The sequence below is a fragment of the Streptomyces sp. STR69 genome (genome assembly GCF_024519455.1).
Taxonomy (GTDB): domain Bacteria; phylum Actinomycetota; class Actinomycetes; order Streptomycetales; family Streptomycetaceae; genus Streptomyces.
This window is the reverse complement of sequence record NZ_JALJRY010000002.1, coordinates 261,921-281,540: the sequence shown is the minus strand read 5'-3', so window position 1 is coordinate 281,540 and position 19,620 is coordinate 261,921. Positions and strand designations below refer to the sequence as shown.

The following is a 19,620-nucleotide window of genomic DNA, read 5'->3' as shown; positions in this document are numbered from 1 at the left end:
GGCGGGGTCTGACAATCGGCCCCGGCGACCGGCCGGGGCCGGCCCGCTAGGGAACCGTGCGGGAGACGACGTAGACCATGGGAAGGGCCGGATCGGACAGGTTCACCACGATGTCCTGGGTGGGTGCCGGGTCCTTCTGCTTGTTGACGACGCCCCACCACGGGCCGGGGCGGGTGAACTTCCAGCCGGTGATCTTCTGGTCGCGGTCGCTGATGGTGATGTCGTTCTTCTTCAGCGTGTCCCGGTCGACTCCTATGCCGGCGAGGAAGGTGTCGAGGCCGGCTTCGGAGGTCTGGAACTGGACGTAGAGGCGGCTGGTCTTCCAGTTGTTGGTCTCGTAGAAGGCGACCTCTTCCGCCGGGTGCGGGACCGGTACCTGGTAGAGGCGGCGCTGGACCTTCGAGGGCCAGCCCACGGTGAGGCCGGTCGCCGAGTACTTGGCCTCCTTGTCCTTGCCGCTGTTGCGGCTCTGGTTCGCGGAGATCGCCAGATAGACGGCCGGTACGCCGATGAGCAGCACGATGATGAGCAGGGTGATCGCTCGGCGGCGGGCCTTGTGGCGGGGGTCCTCGGGTGGTCGGGGCGGCTCGTCCCGGGGGGTCGCCTGGCGGGGCAGCGATGCGATCATGCCGTGTCCTGGGTGTCGCGCCGGGACTCGGCGAACCGCTCGTAGCGCTCGTATCGCTCGACACGGCGGCGCTTGGCGCGGCGGAAGCGGCGGGCGACCAGGCGGGCGAGGTCGGCGGCGCCGACCATGCCGGCCTCGGGGCCGAGCTGGGCGCGCACTATGCGGGCCTCGGGGCGGTAGCCGCGGCCGGTGAGCTGACGCTTGAACGCGTCCCGCGCGGGGCCGATCAGCAGGTCGTCGGCGGCCGAGACACCGCCGCCGATCACGAAGCAGGACGGGTCGAGCGCGGCGGCGAGGTTGGCGATGCCGACGCCGAGCCACTGGCCGATGTCCTGGAGCAGCTCGATGCACATCGCGTCGCCCTCGCGGGCCAGCTCGGTGATCATCGGCCCTGTGATCTCGCCGATGTTGCCCTTGACGTGCTCGATGATCCCGTAGGCCACCGGGGAGTCGGCCGCGGCCAGTTCGCGGGCCTCCCTGACCAGCGCGTTGCCGGAGCTGTACTGCTCCCAGCAGCCGCGGTTGCCGCACGCGCAGCGGTGGCCGCCGGGCACGACCTGCATATGGCCGAACTCGCCGGCGACGCCCCACTTGCCGCGCTTGACCTGGCCGTCCTCCAGGATCGCGCCGCCGATGCCGGTGCCGAGCGTGATCATGACGAGGTGGTCCTCGCCGCGGCCGGCGCCGAAGCGCCACTCGGCCCAGGCGGCGGTGTTGGCGTCGTTGTCCACCAGGACGGGGACGGAGAGCCTGCTCGTGATGCGGTCCCTGAGGGGCTCGTTCCGCCAGGACAGGTGGGGCGCGAACAGGACTCGGTTGCGCTCGGCGTCGACCCAGCCGGCCGCGCCGATGCCGACCGCGTGCACGTCGTGCCGGTCGGACAGGTCCAGGACCAGTTCGACGATGGTGTCCTCGACGACCTTGGGGCTCTTGGACTTGTCCGGGGTCTCCGTGCGGAGCTTCTCCAGGATGTTGCCGTCGGCGTCCACGACGCCCGCCATGACCTTGGTGCCGCCGATGTCGATGCCGACCGTGGGCACGCGGGGGGCGGTCAGGTGGGAGCGGCGCTCCCTCGTGCCGACCGTCCTGAGTGCGGGGGCACGCCGGGAGCCTATGGGGGCGCTGAAGTTGCCGTAGGTGCTCATCAAGGCCCGATTCTGCCTCACGGTGACCGTGGGTGCTGTGCGGGGGCGTACAGGGGGTGCGGATCGTTGTCCGGTGCGGGTGCGTTGTGGCTGGTCGCGCCCCGCGGCGGAGCCGCGAATGGACACAGCCCCGCGCCTCCAGAAGGGGGCGCTGTGGCGAACACCTATTGAACTCGCTGTCCGGACATTACGACAAACATCACGGGCGAAGCGGTGCAGTCAGGGACGTACCAGGAGCTGGAACTCGAACGAATAGCGGGTCGGCCGATACGTATGGCTGCCGAATTCGACCGCTCGGCCCGTGTCGTCGAATGTGGTGCGCTGCATGGTGAGGAGCGGGGCGCCCTCGGTCTCTGCCAAGCGCTCCGCCTCCTCGGCCGTCGCGCCGCGGGCGCCGATGGACTGGCGGGCGCTGTGCAGGGTGATTCCGGCGGTGCGCATCATCCGGTACAGGCCGGTGGCCTCCAGCTGTGCGGTGTCCAGGGTGAGCAGGCCGAGCGGCAGGTGGTTGGAGAGGTACGCCATCGGCTCGCCGTGCGCGAGGCGCAACCGGTCGATGCGGTGGACGTCGCTGTCCTCGGCCACGCCGAGTGCCGCCGCCACCTCGGCAGACGCCGGGACGACGGTGTTGACGAGGACCTTGGTGGCGGGGCGCTGTCCGGCCGCCTCCAGGTCGTCGAAGAGGCTGCTGAGTTCCAGCGGGCGTTTGACCTGGCTGTGCACGACCTGGGTGCCGACGCCCCGGCGGCGCACCAGGAGACCCTTGTCGACCAGGGACTGGATGGCCTGGCGGACCGTGGGCCGGGACAGGCCGAGCCGGGCGGCGAGTTCGATCTCGTTGCCCAGCAGGCTGCCCGGGGTCAGCGAGCCGTGCTCGATCGCGGCCTCCAGCTGTTGGGACAGCTGGAAGTACAGCGGCACCGGGCTGCTCCGGTCCACGCTGAGTTCGAGCGGCACTGTCGGGTCCACATCTGGTTTCGGCACGGGCCGAGCGTAGCTCTGTGAATGGTTGACGGGAAGTGATGTAGTTCGATTGTCCGGACATACGCATTGACAGCGTGCCTGGTCGGCCCTCAGTTTGTTCCCATGCGCATCGGAGTCATCGGTACGGGCCGCATCGGGACCATCCATGCCAGGACGCTCAGCCGTCATCGTGAGGTCGGTTCACTGATCCTCACCGATGTGGACCCCTCGCGGGCCCAGGACCTGGCGAACCGGCTGGGGGAAACGGCGGCACCGAGCACGGAGGAGATCTTCAAGTGGGGTGTGGACGCCGTGGTGATCACTACGGCGACATCGGCGCACGCCGAATTAATCGGCAGGGCGGCGCGTTCCGGGCTCCCGGTGTTCTGCGAGAAGCCCATCGCGCTTGATCTGCCCGGTTCGCTGGCGGCGATCGCCGAGGTCGAGACGGCGGGAACGATCCTTCAGATGGGGTTCCAGCGCCGGTTCGACACGGGCTACACGGGTGCCCGGGAGGCGGTGCGCTCGGGGCGGCTGGGACGGCTGCACACGGTCCGCGCGATGACCTCCGACCAGACCCCGCCCCCGGCCGCTTATCTGCCGATCTCCGGCGGGCTGTACCGGGACACCCTGATCCACGACTTCGACATGCTGCGCTGGGTCACCGGACGCGAGGTGGTCGACGTGTTCGCGGCCGGGTCGGACGCCGGGCCCGCGATGTTCCGCGAGGCCGGTGACATCGACACGGCCGCCGCCGTCCTCACGCTGGACGACGGCACCCTGGCCACGGTGACGGCCACGCGGCTGAACGGGGCGGGCTACGACGTCCGGATGGAGCTGGCCGGGGAGCTGGACCAGATCGTGGTCGGCCTGGACGACCGCACCCCGATCGCGTCGACCGAACCGTCAGGGCCACCGGCCGCGACCAAGCCGTGGACCGGCTTCCTGGAGCGTTTCGGGCCCGCCTACGAGGCCGAACTGATCGCCTTCGTCGAGGTCGTGGTCGGTCAGCGGACCAATCCGTGCGACGGGCGCGAGGCCCTCCAGGCGCTGCGGATCGCCGAGGCGTGCGAGGTGTCCCGGCGCGAGCGAAGACAAGTCCGGCTCGGTGAGATCGCGGGCGGGTACGCCGTCACCTGAGCGGCCGGGGGGCCAGGTTCGTGGCGATCGCGAACTCGCGGTGCGGGCAGGGCAGTTCGTACGGCCGTAGTGCATCGGTCCGCGCCCTGTGCCGTCCGCCCCGGGCGACAGGTCGGCCCTCCTCAGGCCGGCCGGACCGGCAGCACCGTGCCCTGGGCGACCGCGCAGAGGGACTCCGTGCCGTCGTCGGCGACCGTGAGGACGTCGCAGCGGACCACTGCCTGGCGGCGGCCGGCCTGCACGACCTCGGCCCGGGCGCGCAGGGTGGTGCCGGTGGCCGGGCGGACGTACTGGATGGTGAGGCCGCCGGTGAGGATCGCGGGGCCGAGGACGGTGCCGCCGGCGAAGGTGAGCGCGTTGTCGGCGGCGTAGGCGAGGACTCCGCCGTGCACGAAGCCGTTCTGCTGGTGGAGGTCCTCCCTGATGTCGATCTCCAGCGTGGCGCCGCCGTCCCCGAAGGCACTCAGCCGCGCGCCGATCAGTCTGCTGAAGGGCTGGCTCTCCAGCGCCTTCCTGGCCATGGTCAGGTCGAACTCCACGAGTGCGGTCACGAGAGCGGGCCTCCTGGGGCTTCCACTACGGCTTGCATCACACCTTCGACGGCTGCTGCGGCCGTCCGGTGCGGCCGTTCTACCAGCGCACCGGCAGGCTGCGCATCCCGCGCATCAGCATGCCCGGGAGCCAGTCGCCGGGCGGGCCGTCCAGGGCTAGGCCGGGGGCGCGCTCCAGCAGGGTCCGTATCGCCGTGCGTGCTTCGAGGCGGGCCAGGGGAGCGCCCAGGCAGTAGTGGATGCCGTGGCCGAAGGCGAGGTGACCTCGGGTGTCGCGGCGGATGTCGAAGCGGTCCGGGGCGGGGAAGCGGTCCCCGTCGCGGTCGGCGGCGGTCAGGCCGACCATGACGGCGTCGCCCTTCTCGATGGGGGTGCCCGCGATGTCGAGGGGTTCCGCGGCGAAGCGAAACGTGCCGTTCTCCACCGGGCCCTCGTAGCGCAGCATCTCCTCGACCGCACCGTCCAGGAGGGTCATGTCGGCGCGCAGGGCGGCGAGTTGGTCCGGGTGTGCGAGCAGGGCGTGGACACCGCTGGTGAGGAGGTTGACGGTGGTCTCGTGGCCGGCGATGAGCAGGATGAAGGCCATGCCCCGCAGTTCCCGCGGGGAGAGCCGGTCGCCGTCCTCGGCGGTGGTGCGGATCAGGTCGCTGAGGAGGTCGCCGCTGGGCCCGGCGCAGCGCTTGTCCTCGATCAGGTCACCGAGGTACTCGGCGAGCCGCACGAACGCGTCGTACTCGCTGCCGGTGCTGGTGGGTGCGACCGCCTCCGTGGACAGTTTGCGGAACTCCGCGCGGTCCATGTCGGGCACGCCGAGGAGCTCGCAGATCACGGTGATGGGCAGCGGGTAGGAGAGCGACTCGACGAGGTCGCCGTGGCCGAACGGCAGCATCGCGTCGAGGAGTTCGTCGGTGATCTGCTGGACGCGCGGGCGCAGTTCCTCGACGCGGCGCATGGTGAAGGAGCGGGTGATGAGCCCGCGCAGGCGGGTGTGCTGCGGCGGGTCGGCGGCCAGCAGGTACTTGCCGATCAGCTCCTCGTCGAGGAACGTCACTCCGATCCTGCTGCCGTCCTTGGCCAGCCGGGGGTCGGCGAGCGCCGCGCGCGCCTCCTCGTACCCCACGACCAGCCAGGTCACATGATGCTCGTCCGACGCCGGCAGGCGCACCAGGTGCACCGGGCCGCGCTCCCGCAGCATCGCGTACACCGGATGCGGGTCGCGCCGGAACTCCTCGCCGAACTCCCCAAGATCGATTACCTCGGTCATGCCCTGCCCCCTCCGGACGATCCCCCGAGATCTCCCAGTGCAGTGGGAACGCGCGGCGGCAGCGACTAGTGCCCGCCGTCACCGTCCTCTTCGAGCAGGCCCGCGTCGTATGCCAACAGGGCGATCTGCACACGGTTGTTCAGGTCGAGCTTGGCCAGGATGCGGGAGACGTGGGTCTTCACAGTGGCGACGCTCATGAAGAGGCCGGTGGCGATCTCGGCGTTGGCGAGGCCCTGTCCGACGGCGACGGCGACCTCGCGTTCGCGTTCGCCCAGGACGGCGAGGCGGGCACGCGCGCGTGCGCGTCGGGTGTCGGTACCGGTGCCCGTGCCGGCCGCGTGCTCCATCAACTGACGGGTGACCGCGGGCGACAGGACGGGATCGCCGGCCGCGACCCGGCGCACCGCGTCCAGGATCTCGGCGGGCGGGGTGTCCTTGAGGACGAAGCCGGCGGCGCCCGCGCGCAGGGCCCGTAGCACCTGTTCGTCGGCGTGGAAGGTGGTGAGGACGACGATCTGCGGCGCGTGGCCGCGGGCGCGCAGCCGTTCCGTGGCGGTCAGTCCGTCCACCGCGGGCATGCGGATGTCCATGAGGACGACGTCGGGGCGGACGCGGTCGACGAGTTCCTCGACCTCGCTGCCGTCGGCGGCCTCGCCGACGATCTCGATGTCGGCGGCGCCGCCCATCATGAGGGACAGTCCGGCCCGCACCAGCGGGTCGTCGTCGACGAGGAGCACTCTGATCGCGGTCATGGGGCTACGTAACCACGCCCCCGCGAGCGAAAGCCGGGTCACCCCCAGGGCAGCCAGGCGTCCACCCGGAAGCCCCCGCCCTCCAGCGGGCCGTGCTCCAGCCGTCCCCCCGCCAGCGTCGCCCGCTCGGTCAGGCCGATCAGGCCCTGCCCGGAGCCGGGGACGTGCGGGACCTCGCCCTCCGGGGGCGGGTTGTCCACGCCGATCCTCAGACCTTGGCCGGTCCGGCCGGAGACAGTCACCGTGACCTCCGTGCCGGGGGCGTGTTTGCGGGCGTTGGTGAGGGCCTCCTGGGCGATGCGGTAGGCGGTGCGGCCGATCGAGGCGGGAACCGCGGCGGGGTCGGTGACCCGGCTGTCGAGGGTGACCTTCATGCCGGCCTCGCGGGACTCGGTGACCAGTGCGTCCAGGGCGCCGAGTGTGGGCTGCGGGCGGCCGGTGTCGTCGGGTTCGCCCGCGCGCAGGACGCCGATGATCTCGCGCAGGTCCTGCAGCGCCTCGTGGGCGCTCTCCCGGATGACTCCGGCCGCCCGCGCGACCTCCTCGCGGGGTGCGTCCGGCCGGAACTCCAGCGCGCCGGCGTGCACGCTGAGCAGGGTCAGCCGGTGGGCGAGCACATCGTGCATCTCGCGGGCGATGGCCTCCCGGGCGAGCCGCTGGGCCTGCTCGGCACGGAGCTCCGCCTCGGTCTCGGCGCGCCGGGCGCGGTCGCGCAGGCTGAGCATGAGCTGCCGCTTGGAGCGGACGAACATGCCCCAGCCGATGACGGTGAGGGTGAACAGTTCGGTGAACGCGACCGCGCCGGCGTACGGCAGGTCGGGGTCGGGGCGCAGCCAGAAGAAGAGCGGGGTCAGGGCGAGTTGGATGCCGCCGATCCAGGCCACGTACCGGAAGGGGCGGTGCACGGCGAGGGTGAAGAGGGCGACCAGGCCGGCGCCGCCCGCCGTGGTCGAGACGAGGCCGACGGGGATCATGGCGATCGCCAGCCCGACCGGCCAGCGGCGGCGCAGCCACACCGCGAAGCAGGCGAGGCCTCCGATCAGCTGGTCCGCGACGGCCAGGGAGTGCGAGGTCGAGGTGTCGTCCCTGAGGCTCTGCGCGGCGATCAGCGCGATGATCACGGCCAGCAGGAAGCAGGACGTGTCGACGACCCAGTCGCGTGCGGTACGGCGGGGCCGTCCCGGCCGTTCGACGTCCGGATCGAGTTCGTCTGCCACGGCGGACGGCAGCAGCCAGCGGCGCCCCGCGAACGCCGGCGGTACCTGCGCGGTCCTGTCATCGGTCACGGTCGACAAATCTACGCAGGACCGGGCCCGGTCACCCCACCGCGACGGGGATCGGCGACCAAAGTCGCGGCATCACAGACTTTCGGCGGACACGTCGAGGAGGGAGAGGAGGGAGCAGAGACCTCCGGACGGCGCTGCGGGTCGATCGCAGCCGGGAAGGTTCCGCCGACGCCCGTGCGCAGACCGCGTGCAGACTGCGCGCGCCAAGTTAACTTCCCGAAAACTCATCGGACTTGACGGGAAAATCTCTGCGGTTGTCATTGACATGCCACTATCTACGCGCGTCATCATGAACGCATGAGATTCCCCCCACGGATCACCGGCATCGGCGCAGCAGCCGCCGTCCTGTCCACTCTCGTCATCGGCGGCACCGTCGCCACCGCGACCCCGGCGGCCGCCGCGGTCGGCAGCATCTGTTACAGCGCCCTGCCTTCCCAGGCGTACGACACGCTCGACCTGATCGCGACGAACGGGCCCTTCCCGTACTCGCAGGACGGCGTCGTCTTCCGGAACCAGGAAGGCGTCCTCCCCAGCCAGGCGTCCGGCTACTACCACGAGTACACGGTCAAGACTCCCGGCTCGTCCACGCGCGGAGCGCGCCGGATCGTCACCGGGAAGAAGACCCAGGAGGACTACTACACCTCGGACCACTACGTCACCTTCAACCTGATCAACTTCGGCTGCTGAGCCGATCGGTCAGGTCCGTTCCGTAGTCACCCGGGTGTCCGGCTCCCACCGGCTGCACCATCGCTCACCCCTCGCCCCGCGGCTCCCCCCACGTTCATGGGCCGCGGGGCGAGGCACGTCCTGGCGCCGCCGGTCGAAGCCGGACCTCGTCCGGCGGTGTACGGGGCTCTCAGGTCTCCCGCTCGGGTGCGTACGCCTCCGCGTCCAGGCCGAAGGTCCAGGCCACCCCTGCTCTGGCCGTGCGCGTCGACGGAGGGACCCGTAGCCAGTACGTGCGGTGAGTGCCGTCGGGCTCCGGTGTGGAGTTGAGGACCTCCACCATGACCACGGGCTCGTCGTCGGCCAGGTCGATCCGCCACAGCGTGCCCGTCTCGTCCCGGTGCAGGGGGCGGGCGCCCGAATCGGCGAGGTACCGGTCGTAGCCGTAGTACTCGAGCATCACGCGGCGCAGTTCGGCGTTCTCCTCGGCCCGGACGCGTTCGGGGGTCAGCGCGGGCAGTTCGGCCAGGAAGGCGGCCGGGACCGGCATGCCGCGCCAGGCGTGCAGGGCGAAGCCGTCCGGGTACGAGAGCGCCGGGCCGTCCCCGTGGTCGAGTCGTCCCGCCTCGTCGCGGTGGAGGGCCGAGGGGCGTTCCGACAGCACCGCGACCCGTGCGAACGGCCACCACCAGCCGGCGCTGCGGCACACCGCGGACACCGCGGACAGCGCGTCGATCGGGCCGTCGTCGGCGGGGAACGCCGCGAGCCACGGCGCGTCGTGCTGCCCGAGCACGGCGTCCAGGAGGAGCAGCCGGATCTCCGCGGCCTCCTTGCCGGTGTCGCCCCCGGCCAGGTCCTCGATCACGCCCGTACGGATCCGGTCCACCAGGCCCTGCGTCGACGGCCACAGCCGTCCGCCGGTCGCCGCCCAGTGCGCCGACCACCCGGCGGGCCCCAACTCGGCGTGCAGCCGCCGCCTCGCTGCCGCCCACGGCGCGCTGCGCACCGCGTCCCGCACGCTCGGGCCCCGGTCCGTCAGCTCACGGACGAGAGCGACCGCCTCGCGCGGCGAACCCGCCCAGACCACGCGCTCCGGTTCCGCGAGTCCCGCCAGCCGGTAGGCCCGCCGGACGCCCTCCTCGGCGCTCGCCCGGTCCGCGGCGCCGGTCGCCGAGGCCCACATCCGCCACTGCGCGAGGTCGGCGGAGGGGCCGAACGACGTTCCCCCGTCGTCGAGTTGGGCCCCGTCGGTGCCCGGCTCCACCATCGCCGTCGCCGCGCTCCCCGCTCCCCCGACCACCGCCGTCGTACTCCCCGCTCTCCCAGACGACGCGCCGTCCGACTTCCAGTCCATCGTCCCGTCCACTTCCACGTCCGTCCCGCTCACGTGCCCCTCCTCCACACCTTGCCCGGCGCTCTCGTACCGCCGGTGCGTCCCGGTCCCTCAGTCGGCCACGATCCGTACGGACCCGGGCACGTACTCCCGCTGTCTGACGACCCGGAACCACCCCTTGGGCAGCGCGATCGCCGCGTGCTCCTCGTGCACCACCCGCCCGCCCTGGGGCAGATGCAGCAGCAACGGACCGTAGGGACCCGGCTCGCGCACCAACTCCCCCGGCCCGACGACCGCGTGGGCGTGGCCGGTCACCTCCCCCAGCGCCAGCACGAGCCGCCCGCGTCCGTCGCGCCGCTCCCGCGGGGCGTGCGCCGCGTGGGCGGGCACCGCTTCCTGCGCGACCGGCACGATCAGCACGTCTCCCTGTCGGTACATGGCTGTCCCCTCACCGCCGGGTGCTTCGCGCACCGGCCTCATGGCCACGACGTTAGGCGCCACCACTGACAACGCCCCGGCCACGCCCCGCCGACGGGCACTGTCAGTGCCGGTTGGTAGAAATGCCCATCACACACCACGCACTCTTCTCCTCAGGAGCGGCCGCATGACCATCGGTGAGCACCTCGACGCGCTGTACCGGCTGCCCTCGTTCACCTTTCCCGGGCCCGACGCCCCGGCCGACCGCCTGCCCGAGCCCGACTCGGTCGCCTGGCGCCTCGGCGGCAACGTGTACGACAACGACGAGGCGTGGACCGACACGTTCGCCCGCTTCCGCGCCGCCGTCGACACGGCCCGGGTCCGGGCCCTGATCATCGGCGGCTGGGAGGACGCCTACGACTCCGCGCCCACGCCGATCGTCGAGGCACTCGTGGAGGCGCGGGACGACTTCCCCGCACTGCGCGCGCTGTTCCTCGGCGACCTGGTGATGGAGGAGTGCGAGATCTCCTGGATCCACCAGACCGACGTCACCCCGCTGCTCAACGCCTACCCGGCGCTGGAGGAGTTCGGTGTGCGCGGCGGCACCGGCCTGGAGTTCCCCGCGCTGCGGCACGGTGCGCTGCGCCGGCTGGTGGCGGAGACGGGCGGACTGCCCGTCGAGGTGGTGCGCGGCATCGGCGCCAGTGACCTGCCCGCCCTGGAGCACCTGGACCTGTGGCTCGGCACGCCGGACTACGGCGGCGACAGCGAGGCCGCCGACCTGGAGCCGATCCTGTCCGGTGCCCGGCTGCCGCGCCTGCGCCATCTGGCCCTGCGCAACAGCGAGATGCAGGACGCGGTGGCCGCCGCGGTCGCCGCCGCCCCCGTGGTGGAGCGCCTGGAGGTGCTGGACCTGTCGATGGGCGTGCTGACCGACGAGGGCGCGGTCGCACTGCTGAGCGGGCAGCCGCTGACGCATCTCAAGAAGCTGGACCTGCACCACAACTACCTCAGCGAGGCCGTCGCGGAGCGGGTACGGCAGACGTTGGTGGCGGCGGGCGTGGAGGTCGACCTGGACCGTGACGACGCCGACGAGGACACGGAGGACGACGGCACGGTCTGGCGCTACGTCGCCGTCGGGGAGTGACCGCGTCCGCCGCGGCCCGACCGGCCGCCGTCACGTCGCCCGACCGCACCGGCCCCCGGTTCGCGGTGGTCGGCAACCCCGAGAACCGCAGGGTGTCCCTCTTCACGGACGCCGTGCGGGCGGCCGGGCTGCCCGCCCCCCGGGTCGTCGCCTGGGCTGACGTCCTGCGCGCGCGGGGAGCGGACTTCGCCGCCGACGAGTTGGTCCGGGTCGACTCCCCCGGTGAGAACCCCGAGGTCGACCGGCTGCTGCGGGGTGCCACGGACCCCACCCGGGTGGAGGGCTCGGCCCGCTGGTACGCGCGGTTCACCTCCGCGCTGCGCACCCTGCGCGGCGGAGTCCCCCTCGCCGACCCGGACGACCTGGCGGTGCTGTTCGACAAACGCAGGTGTCACGCCGTGCTGGACGCGGCCGGTGTGCCCGTCCCGGACTCCCCCACGTCGGGTCCGCTCGGCGCGCGCGTGCACGGCTGGGACGACGTACGGGTGCTGATGCGCGAGCACCGGATGCCCCGGCTGTTCGTCAAGCCGGCCCACGGTTCGTCGGCGTCGGGTGTCCTCGCGGTCGAGACGGCGGGCGGCGGCCGGATCAGGGCGACCACGTCCGTCGAGACCGGTCCGGACGGCGCGCTGCACAACTCCCTCCGGGTGCGGCGGTATCACGACGAGCGGGAGGTCGCCCGCATCGTGGACGCGCTGGCGCCGGACGGGCTGCATCTCGAACGCTGGGTCCCGAAGGCCTCGCAGGCGGGCCGGGCCGCGGATCTCCGGGTGGTCGTCGTGGCCGGCCGGGCCACCCACGCGGTGGTGCGCACCAGTCGCGGGCCGCTGACCAATCTCCATCTGGGCGGCAGCCGCGGCGATCTCGACGGCGTCCGGCGGGCCGTCACCGCCGCGGGCGCCCGGTGGTCCGACGTCCTGGACGTGTGCGAGCGCGCCGCGTCCTGCTTCCCGCGCACGCTGTGCGTGGGGGTCGACCTGCTGCCGGCCGTGGACTGGCGGCGCGCCTTCGTCGGCGAGGTCAACGCCTTCGGCGACCTGTTGCCCCGGCTCACCGGACTGCCCGGCAGTGGCGCGGAGGGGCTGGACACCTACGGCGCGCAGGTGGCGGCCGTCCTGCGCGCACCGGCCACCAGGGCCTGTCCGGCGGAGCAGGTCGCAGCAGAGTGACCGTGCCTGATCAACGCCGGTCAGCGCGGTCCGGTGCGTCCGACTGCAACGCCGCAGGTGGGCGGCCACTCCCCGCGTCTGCGGCATGCTCTGCCGGACAGGTCCCCGCGGCCCGCGTCACCCGTACAGAACAGGAACAGCCCATGCCTGAGCCCGACATGAACGCGGTCGTCGGCGACCACGACATCCTGCTGGTCACCCTCGACACGCTGCGGCACGACGTGGCCGCCGAGTTGGCGGCCGAGGGGCGCATCCCGCAACTGGCCCGCCATCTGCCCGGCGGACGCTGGGAGACGAGACACGCCCCGGGCAGTTTCACCTACGCCTCGCACCAGGCGATCTTCGCCGGGTTCCTGCCCACTCCGGCCCGACCCGGCCCGCATCCACGGCTGTTCGCGGCGAGCTTCGCCGGCAGCGAGACGACCGCCGAGGGCACCTTCGTCTACGACACCCCCGACCTGGTGTCCGGGCTCGCGGCGGCCGGCTACCGCACCGTCTGCGTCGGGGGCGTGGGCTTCTTCAACCGGCGCGGTCCGCTCGGCTCCGTACTGCCCGGCCTGTTCCAAGAGGCGCACTGGGAGCAGGAGTTCGGCGTCACCTCGCCGCACTCCTTCGAGAACCAGGTCGCCCGCGTGGAACAGGTGGTCGGCCAACTGCCCGCCGAACAGCGCCTGTTCCTGTTCGTGAACGTGTCGGCGCTGCACCAGCCCAACTGGTTCCACCTGCCCGGCGCTACCCGCGAGGCGGGCGACACCCGGGAGACGCACGCCGCCGCGCTGGAGTACGTCGACCGGCACATCGGGCGACTGTTCGCCGCCGCCAGTTCCCGGCGCCCCTGCTTCGTCATCGTCTGCTCCGACCACGGCACCGCCTACGGCGACGACGGCTACACCGGCCACCGCCTGGGCCACGAGTCCGTGTGGACCGTGCCGTACGCCCACTTCTTCCTCGACCCCGCCGAGGCCGTCCGATGACCACCGCACAGCAGACCAGCCCCTACCAGCACTACGTGTACGCCTATCCGCACAAGACGGCGTACCGCCGCCTCCAACACCGGCCCGCGCTGCGGGAGTTGTGGGCGGCGCAGGACCGCAGCGCGCTCTCGCTGTATGTGCACATACCGTTCTGCGAGATCCGGTGCGGGTTCTGCAACCTCTTCACCCGCATCGGTGCCCCGGACGGCCTGACCGGCGCCTATCTGGACGCCCTGGAGCGGCAGGCGGACGCCGTCCGGGCGGCGCTCGGTGACGCGGAGCCGGTGCGGTTCGCCACCGCGGCGTTCGGCGGCGGCACCCCGACCTTCCTCACCGCGTCCGAGCTGGAGCGCCTGTGCGACATCGCCGAGCGGCGCATGGGCGCCGACCTGCGCGCGGTCCCGCTCTCCGTGGAGGCCTCGCCCGCCACGGCCACCGCAGACCGGCTCGCCGTCCTCGCGGAACGCGGCGCTACCCGCCTCAGCCTGGGCGTCCAGAGCTTCGTCGACTCCGAGGCCAGGGCAGCCGTACGCCCGCAGCGCCGCGCCGACGTGGAGGCGGCGCTCGGCCGGATCCGGGACGCCGCCGTCCCCGTCCTCAACATCGACCTGATCTACGGCATCGACGGCCAGACCGAGCGGACCTGGCGCGCCTCCCTGGACGCGGCCCTGGCCTGGCGGCCCGAGGAGCTGTACCTGTACCCGCTCTACGTCCGGCCGTTGACCGGCCTCGGCCGGCACCAGGGGGACGCCGGAGCCGACCCGGTGTGGGACGCGCAGCGGCTGCGGCTGTACCGGGCGGGACGCGACCATCTCCTCGCGCGGGGCTATGTCCAGCAGTCGATGCGGATGTTCCGCCGGGCCGACGCCCCGCCCCAGGGCGCCGACGACTACGCCTGCCAGACGGACGGCATGATCGGGCTCGGCTGCGGCGCCCGCTCGTACACGTCGGCGCTGCACTACTCCTTCGACTACGCCGTCGGCATGCACGAGATCCGCGGCATCATCGACGACTACGTCACGACGACCGACTTCGCGCACGCGGAGGTCGGCTACCGCGTGGACGGACACGAGGCGCGTCGCCGTCATCTCCTCCAGTCCCTCCTCCAGGCCGAGGGGCTGCCCGCCGCCGACTACCGCGCCCGCTTCGGGAGTTCACCCGACGACGACTTCGGGGCGGAGCTGGACCGGCTGGCCGGGCGCGGCTGGCTGACCGGCGCGGCGGACGAGCGGCTGGTGCTGACCCCGGAGGGGCTGGCGCACTCCGACGCCGTGGGACCGGAGTTGTTCTCCCCCGAGGTGCGGTCCGCCATGGCCGCCTACGAACGGAAGTGACGGACCGTCATGGATCTCACCGTCCTCTACCGGGGGCCGCTCGCGTCCTGCGACTACGACTGCCCCTACTGCCCGTTCGCCAAGCGGCGCGACTCGACCGCCCAACTGCGCGCGGACCGGGCGGCGTTGGAGCGCTTCGCGCGCTGGGCGGCGGACAGTGAGGACGACCTGTCGCTCCTGTTCACGCCGTGGGGCGAGGGGCTGGTCCGCTCCTGGTACCGGCGCACCCTCACCGAGCTGTCCCGGCTGCCGCACGTGCGCCGAGTCGCCATCCAGACCAACCTGAGCTGCCGGACCGGCTGGCTCGCCGAGGCCGACCTCGACACGCTCGCCCTGTGGTGCACGTACCACCCGGGCCAGACGCCCTACGACCGCTTCCTCGGCAAGTGCTGTGAACTGGCCGACCGCGGGGTGCGCTTCAGCGTCGGCGTGGTGGGCCTGCCTGCCCATCTGGCGGCGGCCCGCCGACTCCGCGACGACCTGCCCCCGCACGTCTACCTCTGGATCAACGCGGCCGAGGGGCACACCTACGGGGACGCCGAGGCCGACGACTGGACCGCGCTCGACCCCCTCTTCCCGTACAGCCGGCACCCGCACCGCAGTGCCGGACTCCCGTGCCGCACCGGCGAATCCGTGATCTCGGTCGACGGCACCGGCACGGTCCGCCGCTGCCACTTCGTCCGCGACGAACTGGGGAACCTGTACGACGGCTCCTACCGGACGGCGCTGCGCCCGCGCCCATGTCCACTGGCCGTCTGCGACTGCCACATCGGCTATGTCCACCTGGAGTCCCTGCCGTTGTACGACGTCTTCGCGGGCGGTGTCCTGGAGCGGGTGCCGTCCGCCCTCCCCGGGCAGGGCACCGCACGCGCCCTGCCGCTCACGGCGCGGTCGATGTCCGGCGGAGGCGGCACCGGCGGACCGGGCCGCTGAGCCGGCGGGTTCGCGGACGGGGGGCGCGTCGGGCACGGGCCGGACGGGGGTGTGTCGCGCGAGGGCCGCACCCGGTGGTCTCCGGGCCCAGCGCCCGCGCGGAAAGGGCGAGTTGGCGCCGGAGGCCTTCGCAGCCGTCACCTGCGTCCGGCCGGCTGCCTCTCCGCGGACGGTCGATGTGCGTCGTAATGTCAAGATCGTGTCCTCAGTGATGCCGTCCCTTCTCAGGCGTGTCTCAGGAGTGTCATCGGCTGAGGGATCGCCCCAGGGGCCCCGTGATGGAGGGAGAACGACCGCGGGGCAACCGCGGATCGGCAATCACGGGGAGAACGAGACACATGATGTTCAAGCGATTCGGGACCATCGCCGCGACCGCCATCACCGGCACCCTGCTCCTGACCGCCTGCAACGGCGTGGACGGTGCGGCCGACGCCACCGTGTCGCATCCGGCGGCAGGGGCGACGCAGGCGGCGGGTGCCATCGGCCGCTACTCCGAGAACGCGCCGGGGGCGCGGTACTTCACCACGATCCTCACCGGTGACAACGAGGTGCCCGTCAAGGGCAAGCCGGCGGTGGGCGACAAGGACGGCAACGCGGTGGCCCTCATGCGGATCCAGGGCGACGAGGTGTCCTTCGCGTTCGCGTGGACGGGTATCGGCACCCCGACCATGGCCCACCTCCACCAGGGGGCGCGGGGTACCAACGGTGACGTGAAGATCCCGTTCTTCATGGAGAAGCTCAAGGGCGGCACGCCGTTCGTGTTCGGCACAGTGAAGGTCAAGGACGCCGACCTGCTGCGCAGCATCAAGGCCCACCCGGACCAGTTCTACTTCAACCTGCACACCGCCGAGTTCCCCGGCGGCGCGGTCCGCGGACAGGCCGTCGCACTCCCGGGCGCGGTCTCGCTGCCCGACGCCATCCGGCACTCGGCGCTGGCCGGCGTCGTCAAGGGGGCCCAGATCTACGCCTGCACCAAGCAGGACGACGGCTCCTACGCCTTCACCCAGGACAACGTCGACGCCACCCTCCAGGGCGGGATCCAGCACAGCTTCGCCAAGCACGCCCCCGCCGGCCCGCCGCAGTGGATCGCCCCCGACGGCTCCTCGGTGACCGGCACCGTCGTCAACAAGTTCGACAACGGCACGGGCAACATCCCCCAACTCCTGCTCCGCGCACAGCAGACCGGCAAGAGTGAGGGACTCCTGGCCAAGACCACCTCGGTCCTGCGGCTCAACACCGCCGGCGGCGTCGCCCCGGCCGGCACCTGCAACCCGGCCACGCAGCCCACCGCCCGCGTCCCCTACACGGCCGACTATCTCTTCCTCGCCACCAAGTAACGCCGGCTGAACGGGCGCACCCGAACACGCCAGGCGATGCGAGTCCCCACGGACTCGCATCGCCGCGTGTTTCCGACAACCCGCGCCTCACACCTCAGGAAATGTTGATCTTTACGGATGCCCCGGGCTTGAGGGAGATCTTCTTGCGCACCGTCCCGGCGCGGAGCTCCGTCTCCGTTCCTCCGACGCTCCGGACCGTCACCGTGGTCGCCTTGCCGTCCCGCCAGGAGAAGTCGAGCGTGAATCCGCCGCGGGCGCCGATCCCGGTGACGGAACCCTTCGCCGACCAGGCCTTCGGCAGCGCCGGGAGCAGTTCGAGGACTCCCGGCCTCGAGTACAGGATCATCTCCAGCGCGGCAGCGGGGCCGCCGAGGTTGGCGTCGATCTGGAAGATCGTGTAGCTGCCCTGGCTGTACGTGTCGAACCAGTTCGCCGAGGTGCCGTTGCCGTTGTTCATCGAAGGGCGCAGCACGGTGAGATAGAGCTGGTAGGCCTTCTCGGCGTCCTTGAGCCGCGACCAGCACAGCGATCGCCAGGCGCAGGCCCAGCCGAAGCTGTCCATTCCCCTGGCGGTGAGGAGTGCGCGTACGCCGTCCACCAGTTCGCGCGGGCTGGTGTCGACGGAGATCCGGTCGCCGGGAAAGAATCCGATGAGCGGTGACAGATGACGGTGTGTCGTCTCACCGAGATTGTCGGGGCTCATCCACTCCTCCAGCCAGCCGGTCTTCGGGCTGACCCGCGGGAGATAGAGCCGGGCGCGCATCGATTCCAGCTCGGCGGCGAGGTCCTCGTCGCGACGCAGCGTGCGGGCCGCGACGGCGAACTCCCGGAAGAGTTCCCACGCGAGCTCCTGCGCGTAGGTGTTTCCCTTGCCGTCCGGTCCGTGCTCCGGCGACCAGGAGGTGTCGTCCACCAGGACCTCGCGGGACGAACCGTCCGCATCGGTGACGTCGGTGGTGATCAGCCGCGCCTTCCAGAACGCGGCGGCCCCCTTCAGCACCGGATAGATCGTCTCCAGATACGCGCGGTCCTGGGAGTACTCGTAGTGGCGCCACAGCGTGGCACAGAGCCAGGCGTTGCCCGAGGGGTGCCAGGCCCAGCCGCTGCCGCCGTAGACGTTGGTGGAGAAGGCGATGGCCCAACCGGCCACATTTCCCGAGCTGTTGCGGAAACGGTTGTCGGGGCTGTTGAAGAGCCGTCTCGTGACGTCGGTCCAGACCGGCAGTTGGGACCGGCAGTAGCGGGCGAGCGCCTCCGCGTTGTCGCCCAGTCCGGCGGGGTCGGCCAGCCAGTAGTTCATCTGCACGTTGATGTCGGTGTGGTAATCGGCGTACCAGTCAGGGGTGTTGTTGTGGATCCACAGGCCCTGGAGGTTCATGGGCAGCCAGTCCCTGGACCCGGTGATGGTCAGATAGCGGCCGTACTGGACGTAGGCGGCCTCCAACTCCGGGTCCGGGGTGGACGCGTCGGTGTGTCGGACGGCGATGCGCGACCACGAGTCCAGTGACCGCTGCACCGTCGAGGATCTGCCGAGATCGATCGAGAAGCGGTCGTAGAGGCGCCGGTAGTCGGCCACATGGGTGGCGAGCAGCGCGGCGCCTGAGACCTTCGCCGCGGCAGCTGTCTTGGCGCGGGCCACCGTGAGCGGGACCAGGGACGGATCCCGGAAGTCCTTGTCTGCATCGGGTGCGTAGTCGGTGCCCGCGCAGACCGCGATCAGCAGCTCGCGGCAGCCGGAGAAGGACAGCTTGCCGTCCTCGGCCCTGATGGTTCCGGTGCTGCTCACGGCGGTCACGGAGGCCGCGTACCGCAGGCCGTTCTTCAGGGTCGCGGCGAACGAGAGCTGTTTCCCGTCCGCCGACGTGGTCTCGCCGTGCGTGCCCTCCAGCGAGATCGCACCGGTGTGACTGCCGCCTCCGGTGAGCCGGACCACGATCACGTCGTCCGGGTGGCTGGCGTAGATCTCCCGGCGGAAACGGGTGCCCCGGTGCTGATAGGTCGCCGACACGACACCGTTGCTCAGGTCGAGGCTGCGCCGGTAGCCGCTGATCTCCTGTGCGGTGTGGCCCGGCAACGCGACCCGGAGTTTGGCCAGCAGCCCGAAACTGCCGAAGTCATCGGCTCCGTAAGGAAGTTGGCCGTCGCTGGTGGGGGTGTCGTTGCGTCCGCCCGTCCAGAACGAGCCGTCCGTGAGGTACAGGAAGTCGTCCGCGGGGTCGCAGCCGACCAGGGCACCCATCCTGCCGTTGCCCACGGGAAGCGCCTCTTGGATGATGCGCGACTCGTCGGCCGGCTGCCGGTACCAGAGGGTGGTGGCCTCACTCTCCGGAACGATGTCCGCTTGAGCGGGACGCTCGGGGGCGGCATGCGCCACGAACGGGGGCAGGCCGCCGAAGGCGGCGAGACCACCACCGGCGACACCGGTCAGACGAAGGAAGTCGCGGCGGGAGGAAGAGGGCACGGCGGATCTCCTCGGGCGAGACGGTCGGGATTAATTCGTAAATTAATGAGACGCCGAGGAACAAGCAATGGTCGTGCAGTCAAAAGATCCGACCTCTGAGACGTCTCCTCGACACCAAAG

The 19,620-nt window shown here is 71.6% G+C and carries 18 protein-coding genes; 8 read left to right on the top strand and 10 right to left on the bottom strand.

From position 1 onward, the window contains the following. Positions 1–46 precede the first annotated feature (46 nt). The 3 genes from OC490_RS05010 to OC490_RS05000 all read right to left on the bottom strand — a co-directional run bounded on the left by OC490_RS05010 (position 47) and on the right by OC490_RS05000 (position 2,730). Positions 47–628, bottom strand: coding sequence for a sugar kinase (locus tag OC490_RS05010; RefSeq protein ID WP_262056550.1), 582 nt, complete (start codon positions 626–628; stop codon positions 47–49). After that, the gene (locus OC490_RS05005) at positions 625–1,773 is read right to left on the bottom strand and encodes an ROK family glucokinase (protein ID WP_200713538.1); all 1,149 of its coding nucleotides are present in this window, start codon (positions 1,771–1,773) and stop codon (positions 625–627) included. The genes OC490_RS05010 and OC490_RS05005 overlap by 4 nt, the downstream gene beginning before the upstream one ends. Before the next feature lie 219 nt (positions 1,774–1,992). Then, a complete protein-coding gene (locus OC490_RS05000; RefSeq protein ID WP_262056784.1) occupies positions 1,993–2,730 on the bottom strand; it encodes a GntR family transcriptional regulator in 738 nt (245 codons plus the stop codon). Between the two features lie 129 nt (positions 2,731–2,859). Here OC490_RS05000 and OC490_RS04995 point away from each other — a divergent pair, with 129 nt between their 5' ends. Continuing rightward, positions 2,860–3,876, top strand: a complete 1,017-nt coding sequence (locus OC490_RS04995; RefSeq protein WP_262056549.1) for a Gfo/Idh/MocA family oxidoreductase — start codon at positions 2,860–2,862, stop codon at positions 3,874–3,876. Between the two features lie 122 nt (positions 3,877–3,998). On the opposite strand, the gene OC490_RS04990 is transcribed toward OC490_RS04995, so the two are convergent. The 4 genes from OC490_RS04990 to OC490_RS04975 all read right to left on the bottom strand — a co-directional run bounded on the left by OC490_RS04990 (position 3,999) and on the right by OC490_RS04975 (position 7,738). Further along, complete coding sequence (locus OC490_RS04990) at positions 3,999–4,397, bottom strand: PaaI family thioesterase (RefSeq protein WP_262056783.1); 399 nt, start codon at positions 4,395–4,397, stop codon at positions 3,999–4,001. A 109-nt stretch (positions 4,398–4,506) separates the two neighbouring features. Next, entirely contained in the window at positions 4,507–5,691 is a 1,185-nt protein-coding gene (locus OC490_RS04985) for a cytochrome P450 family protein (RefSeq protein ID WP_262056548.1), read from the bottom strand. Between the two features lie 65 nt (positions 5,692–5,756). After that, positions 5,757–6,443, bottom strand: coding sequence for a response regulator transcription factor (locus OC490_RS04980; protein ID WP_262056547.1), 687 nt, complete (start codon positions 6,441–6,443; stop codon positions 5,757–5,759). Between the two features lie 38 nt (positions 6,444–6,481). Beyond that, a complete protein-coding gene (locus tag OC490_RS04975; RefSeq protein WP_262056546.1) occupies positions 6,482–7,738 on the bottom strand; it encodes a histidine kinase in 1,257 nt (418 codons plus the stop codon). A 288-nt stretch (positions 7,739–8,026) separates the two neighbouring features. On the opposite strand from OC490_RS04975, the gene OC490_RS04970 reads away from it, so the two are divergent. After that, positions 8,027–8,416, top strand: coding sequence for a ribonuclease (locus OC490_RS04970; protein ID WP_262056545.1), 390 nt, complete (start codon positions 8,027–8,029; stop codon positions 8,414–8,416). Positions 8,417–8,585: 169 nt separating this feature from the next. On the opposite strand, the gene OC490_RS04965 is transcribed toward OC490_RS04970, so the two are convergent. Together OC490_RS04965 and OC490_RS04960 are read right to left on the bottom strand one after the other, a co-directional pair. Continuing rightward, positions 8,586–9,662 (bottom strand): DUF6745 domain-containing protein, encoded by a 1,077-nt coding sequence (locus OC490_RS04965; RefSeq protein WP_410098575.1) that lies wholly within the window; start codon positions 9,660–9,662, stop codon positions 8,586–8,588. 177 nt (positions 9,663–9,839) lie between these two features. Next, entirely contained in the window at positions 9,840–10,166 is a 327-nt protein-coding gene (locus tag OC490_RS04960; RefSeq protein ID WP_093630027.1) for a hypothetical protein, read from the bottom strand. 166 nt (positions 10,167–10,332) lie between these two features. Here OC490_RS04960 and OC490_RS04955 point away from each other — a divergent pair, with 166 nt between their 5' ends. From OC490_RS04955 to OC490_RS04930, 6 genes are all read left to right on the top strand, one after another. Beyond that, positions 10,333–11,292 carry an STM4015 family protein gene (locus OC490_RS04955; protein WP_262056544.1) on the top strand — a complete coding sequence of 320 codons (960 nt, stop codon included), beginning with the start codon at positions 10,333–10,335 and terminating at the stop codon, positions 11,290–11,292. Then, complete coding sequence (locus tag OC490_RS04950) at positions 11,289–12,461, top strand: STM4014 family protein (protein ID WP_262056543.1); 1,173 nt, start codon at positions 11,289–11,291, stop codon at positions 12,459–12,461. Before OC490_RS04955 ends, OC490_RS04950 begins: the two co-directional genes overlap by 4 nt. A gap of 158 nt (positions 12,462–12,619) precedes the next feature. Next, positions 12,620–13,435: an STM4013/SEN3800 family hydrolase gene (locus tag OC490_RS04945; RefSeq protein WP_262056781.1), complete on the top strand. Its 816-nt coding sequence runs from the start codon at positions 12,620–12,622 to the stop codon at positions 13,433–13,435. After that, on the top strand, positions 13,432–14,769 hold the full coding sequence (locus tag OC490_RS04940) for an STM4012 family radical SAM protein (RefSeq protein ID WP_262056542.1): 1,338 nt from the start codon (positions 13,432–13,434) through the stop codon (positions 14,767–14,769). The genes OC490_RS04945 and OC490_RS04940 overlap by 4 nt, the downstream gene beginning before the upstream one ends. A 9-nt stretch (positions 14,770–14,778) precedes the next feature. Further along, complete coding sequence (locus OC490_RS04935) at positions 14,779–15,702, top strand: STM4011 family radical SAM protein (RefSeq protein WP_262056541.1); 924 nt, start codon at positions 14,779–14,781, stop codon at positions 15,700–15,702. Between the two features lie 338 nt (positions 15,703–16,040). Further along, positions 16,041–17,039: a CHRD domain-containing protein gene (locus OC490_RS04930; protein WP_262056540.1), complete on the top strand. Its 999-nt coding sequence runs from the start codon at positions 16,041–16,043 to the stop codon at positions 17,037–17,039. Between the two features lie 94 nt (positions 17,040–17,133). On the opposite strand, the gene OC490_RS04925 is transcribed toward OC490_RS04930, so the two are convergent. Continuing rightward, entirely contained in the window at positions 17,134–19,500 is a 2,367-nt protein-coding gene (locus tag OC490_RS04925; RefSeq protein ID WP_262056539.1) for a glycoside hydrolase family 95 protein, read from the bottom strand. Positions 19,501–19,620: the final 120 nt, after the last annotated feature.

Bases quoted from the DNA above. Each gene is read 5' to 3' on its own strand.
- OC490_RS05010 (WP_262056550.1), bottom strand. From the start codon at position 628: ATGATCGCATCGCTGCCCCGCCAGGCGACCCCCCGGGACGAGCCGCCC.
- OC490_RS05005 (WP_200713538.1), bottom strand. From the start codon at position 1,773: ATGAGCACCTACGGCAACTTCAGCGCCCCCATAGGCTCCCGGCGTGCC.
- OC490_RS04995 (WP_262056549.1), top strand. From the start codon at position 2,860: ATGCGCATCGGAGTCATCGGTACGGGCCGCATCGGGACCATCCATGCC.
- OC490_RS04990 (WP_262056783.1), bottom strand. From the start codon at position 4,397: ATGGCCAGGAAGGCGCTGGAGAGCCAGCCCTTCAGCAGACTGATCGGC.
- OC490_RS04985 (WP_262056548.1), bottom strand. From the start codon at position 5,691: ATGACCGAGGTAATCGATCTTGGGGAGTTCGGCGAGGAGTTCCGGCGC.
- OC490_RS04980 (WP_262056547.1), bottom strand. From the start codon at position 6,443: ATGACCGCGATCAGAGTGCTCCTCGTCGACGACGACCCGCTGGTGCGG.
- OC490_RS04970 (WP_262056545.1), top strand. From the start codon at position 8,027: ATGAGATTCCCCCCACGGATCACCGGCATCGGCGCAGCAGCCGCCGTC.
- OC490_RS04965 (WP_410098575.1), bottom strand. From the start codon at position 9,662: ATGGTGGAGCCGGGCACCGACGGGGCCCAACTCGACGACGGGGGAACG.
- OC490_RS04960 (WP_093630027.1), bottom strand. From the start codon at position 10,166: ATGTACCGACAGGGAGACGTGCTGATCGTGCCGGTCGCGCAGGAAGCG.
- OC490_RS04955 (WP_262056544.1), top strand. From the start codon at position 10,333: ATGACCATCGGTGAGCACCTCGACGCGCTGTACCGGCTGCCCTCGTTC.
- OC490_RS04945 (WP_262056781.1), top strand. From the start codon at position 12,620: ATGAACGCGGTCGTCGGCGACCACGACATCCTGCTGGTCACCCTCGAC.
- OC490_RS04940 (WP_262056542.1), top strand. From the start codon at position 13,432: ATGACCACCGCACAGCAGACCAGCCCCTACCAGCACTACGTGTACGCC.
- OC490_RS04935 (WP_262056541.1), top strand. From the start codon at position 14,779: ATGGATCTCACCGTCCTCTACCGGGGGCCGCTCGCGTCCTGCGACTAC.
- OC490_RS04930 (WP_262056540.1), top strand. From the start codon at position 16,041: ATGATGTTCAAGCGATTCGGGACCATCGCCGCGACCGCCATCACCGGC.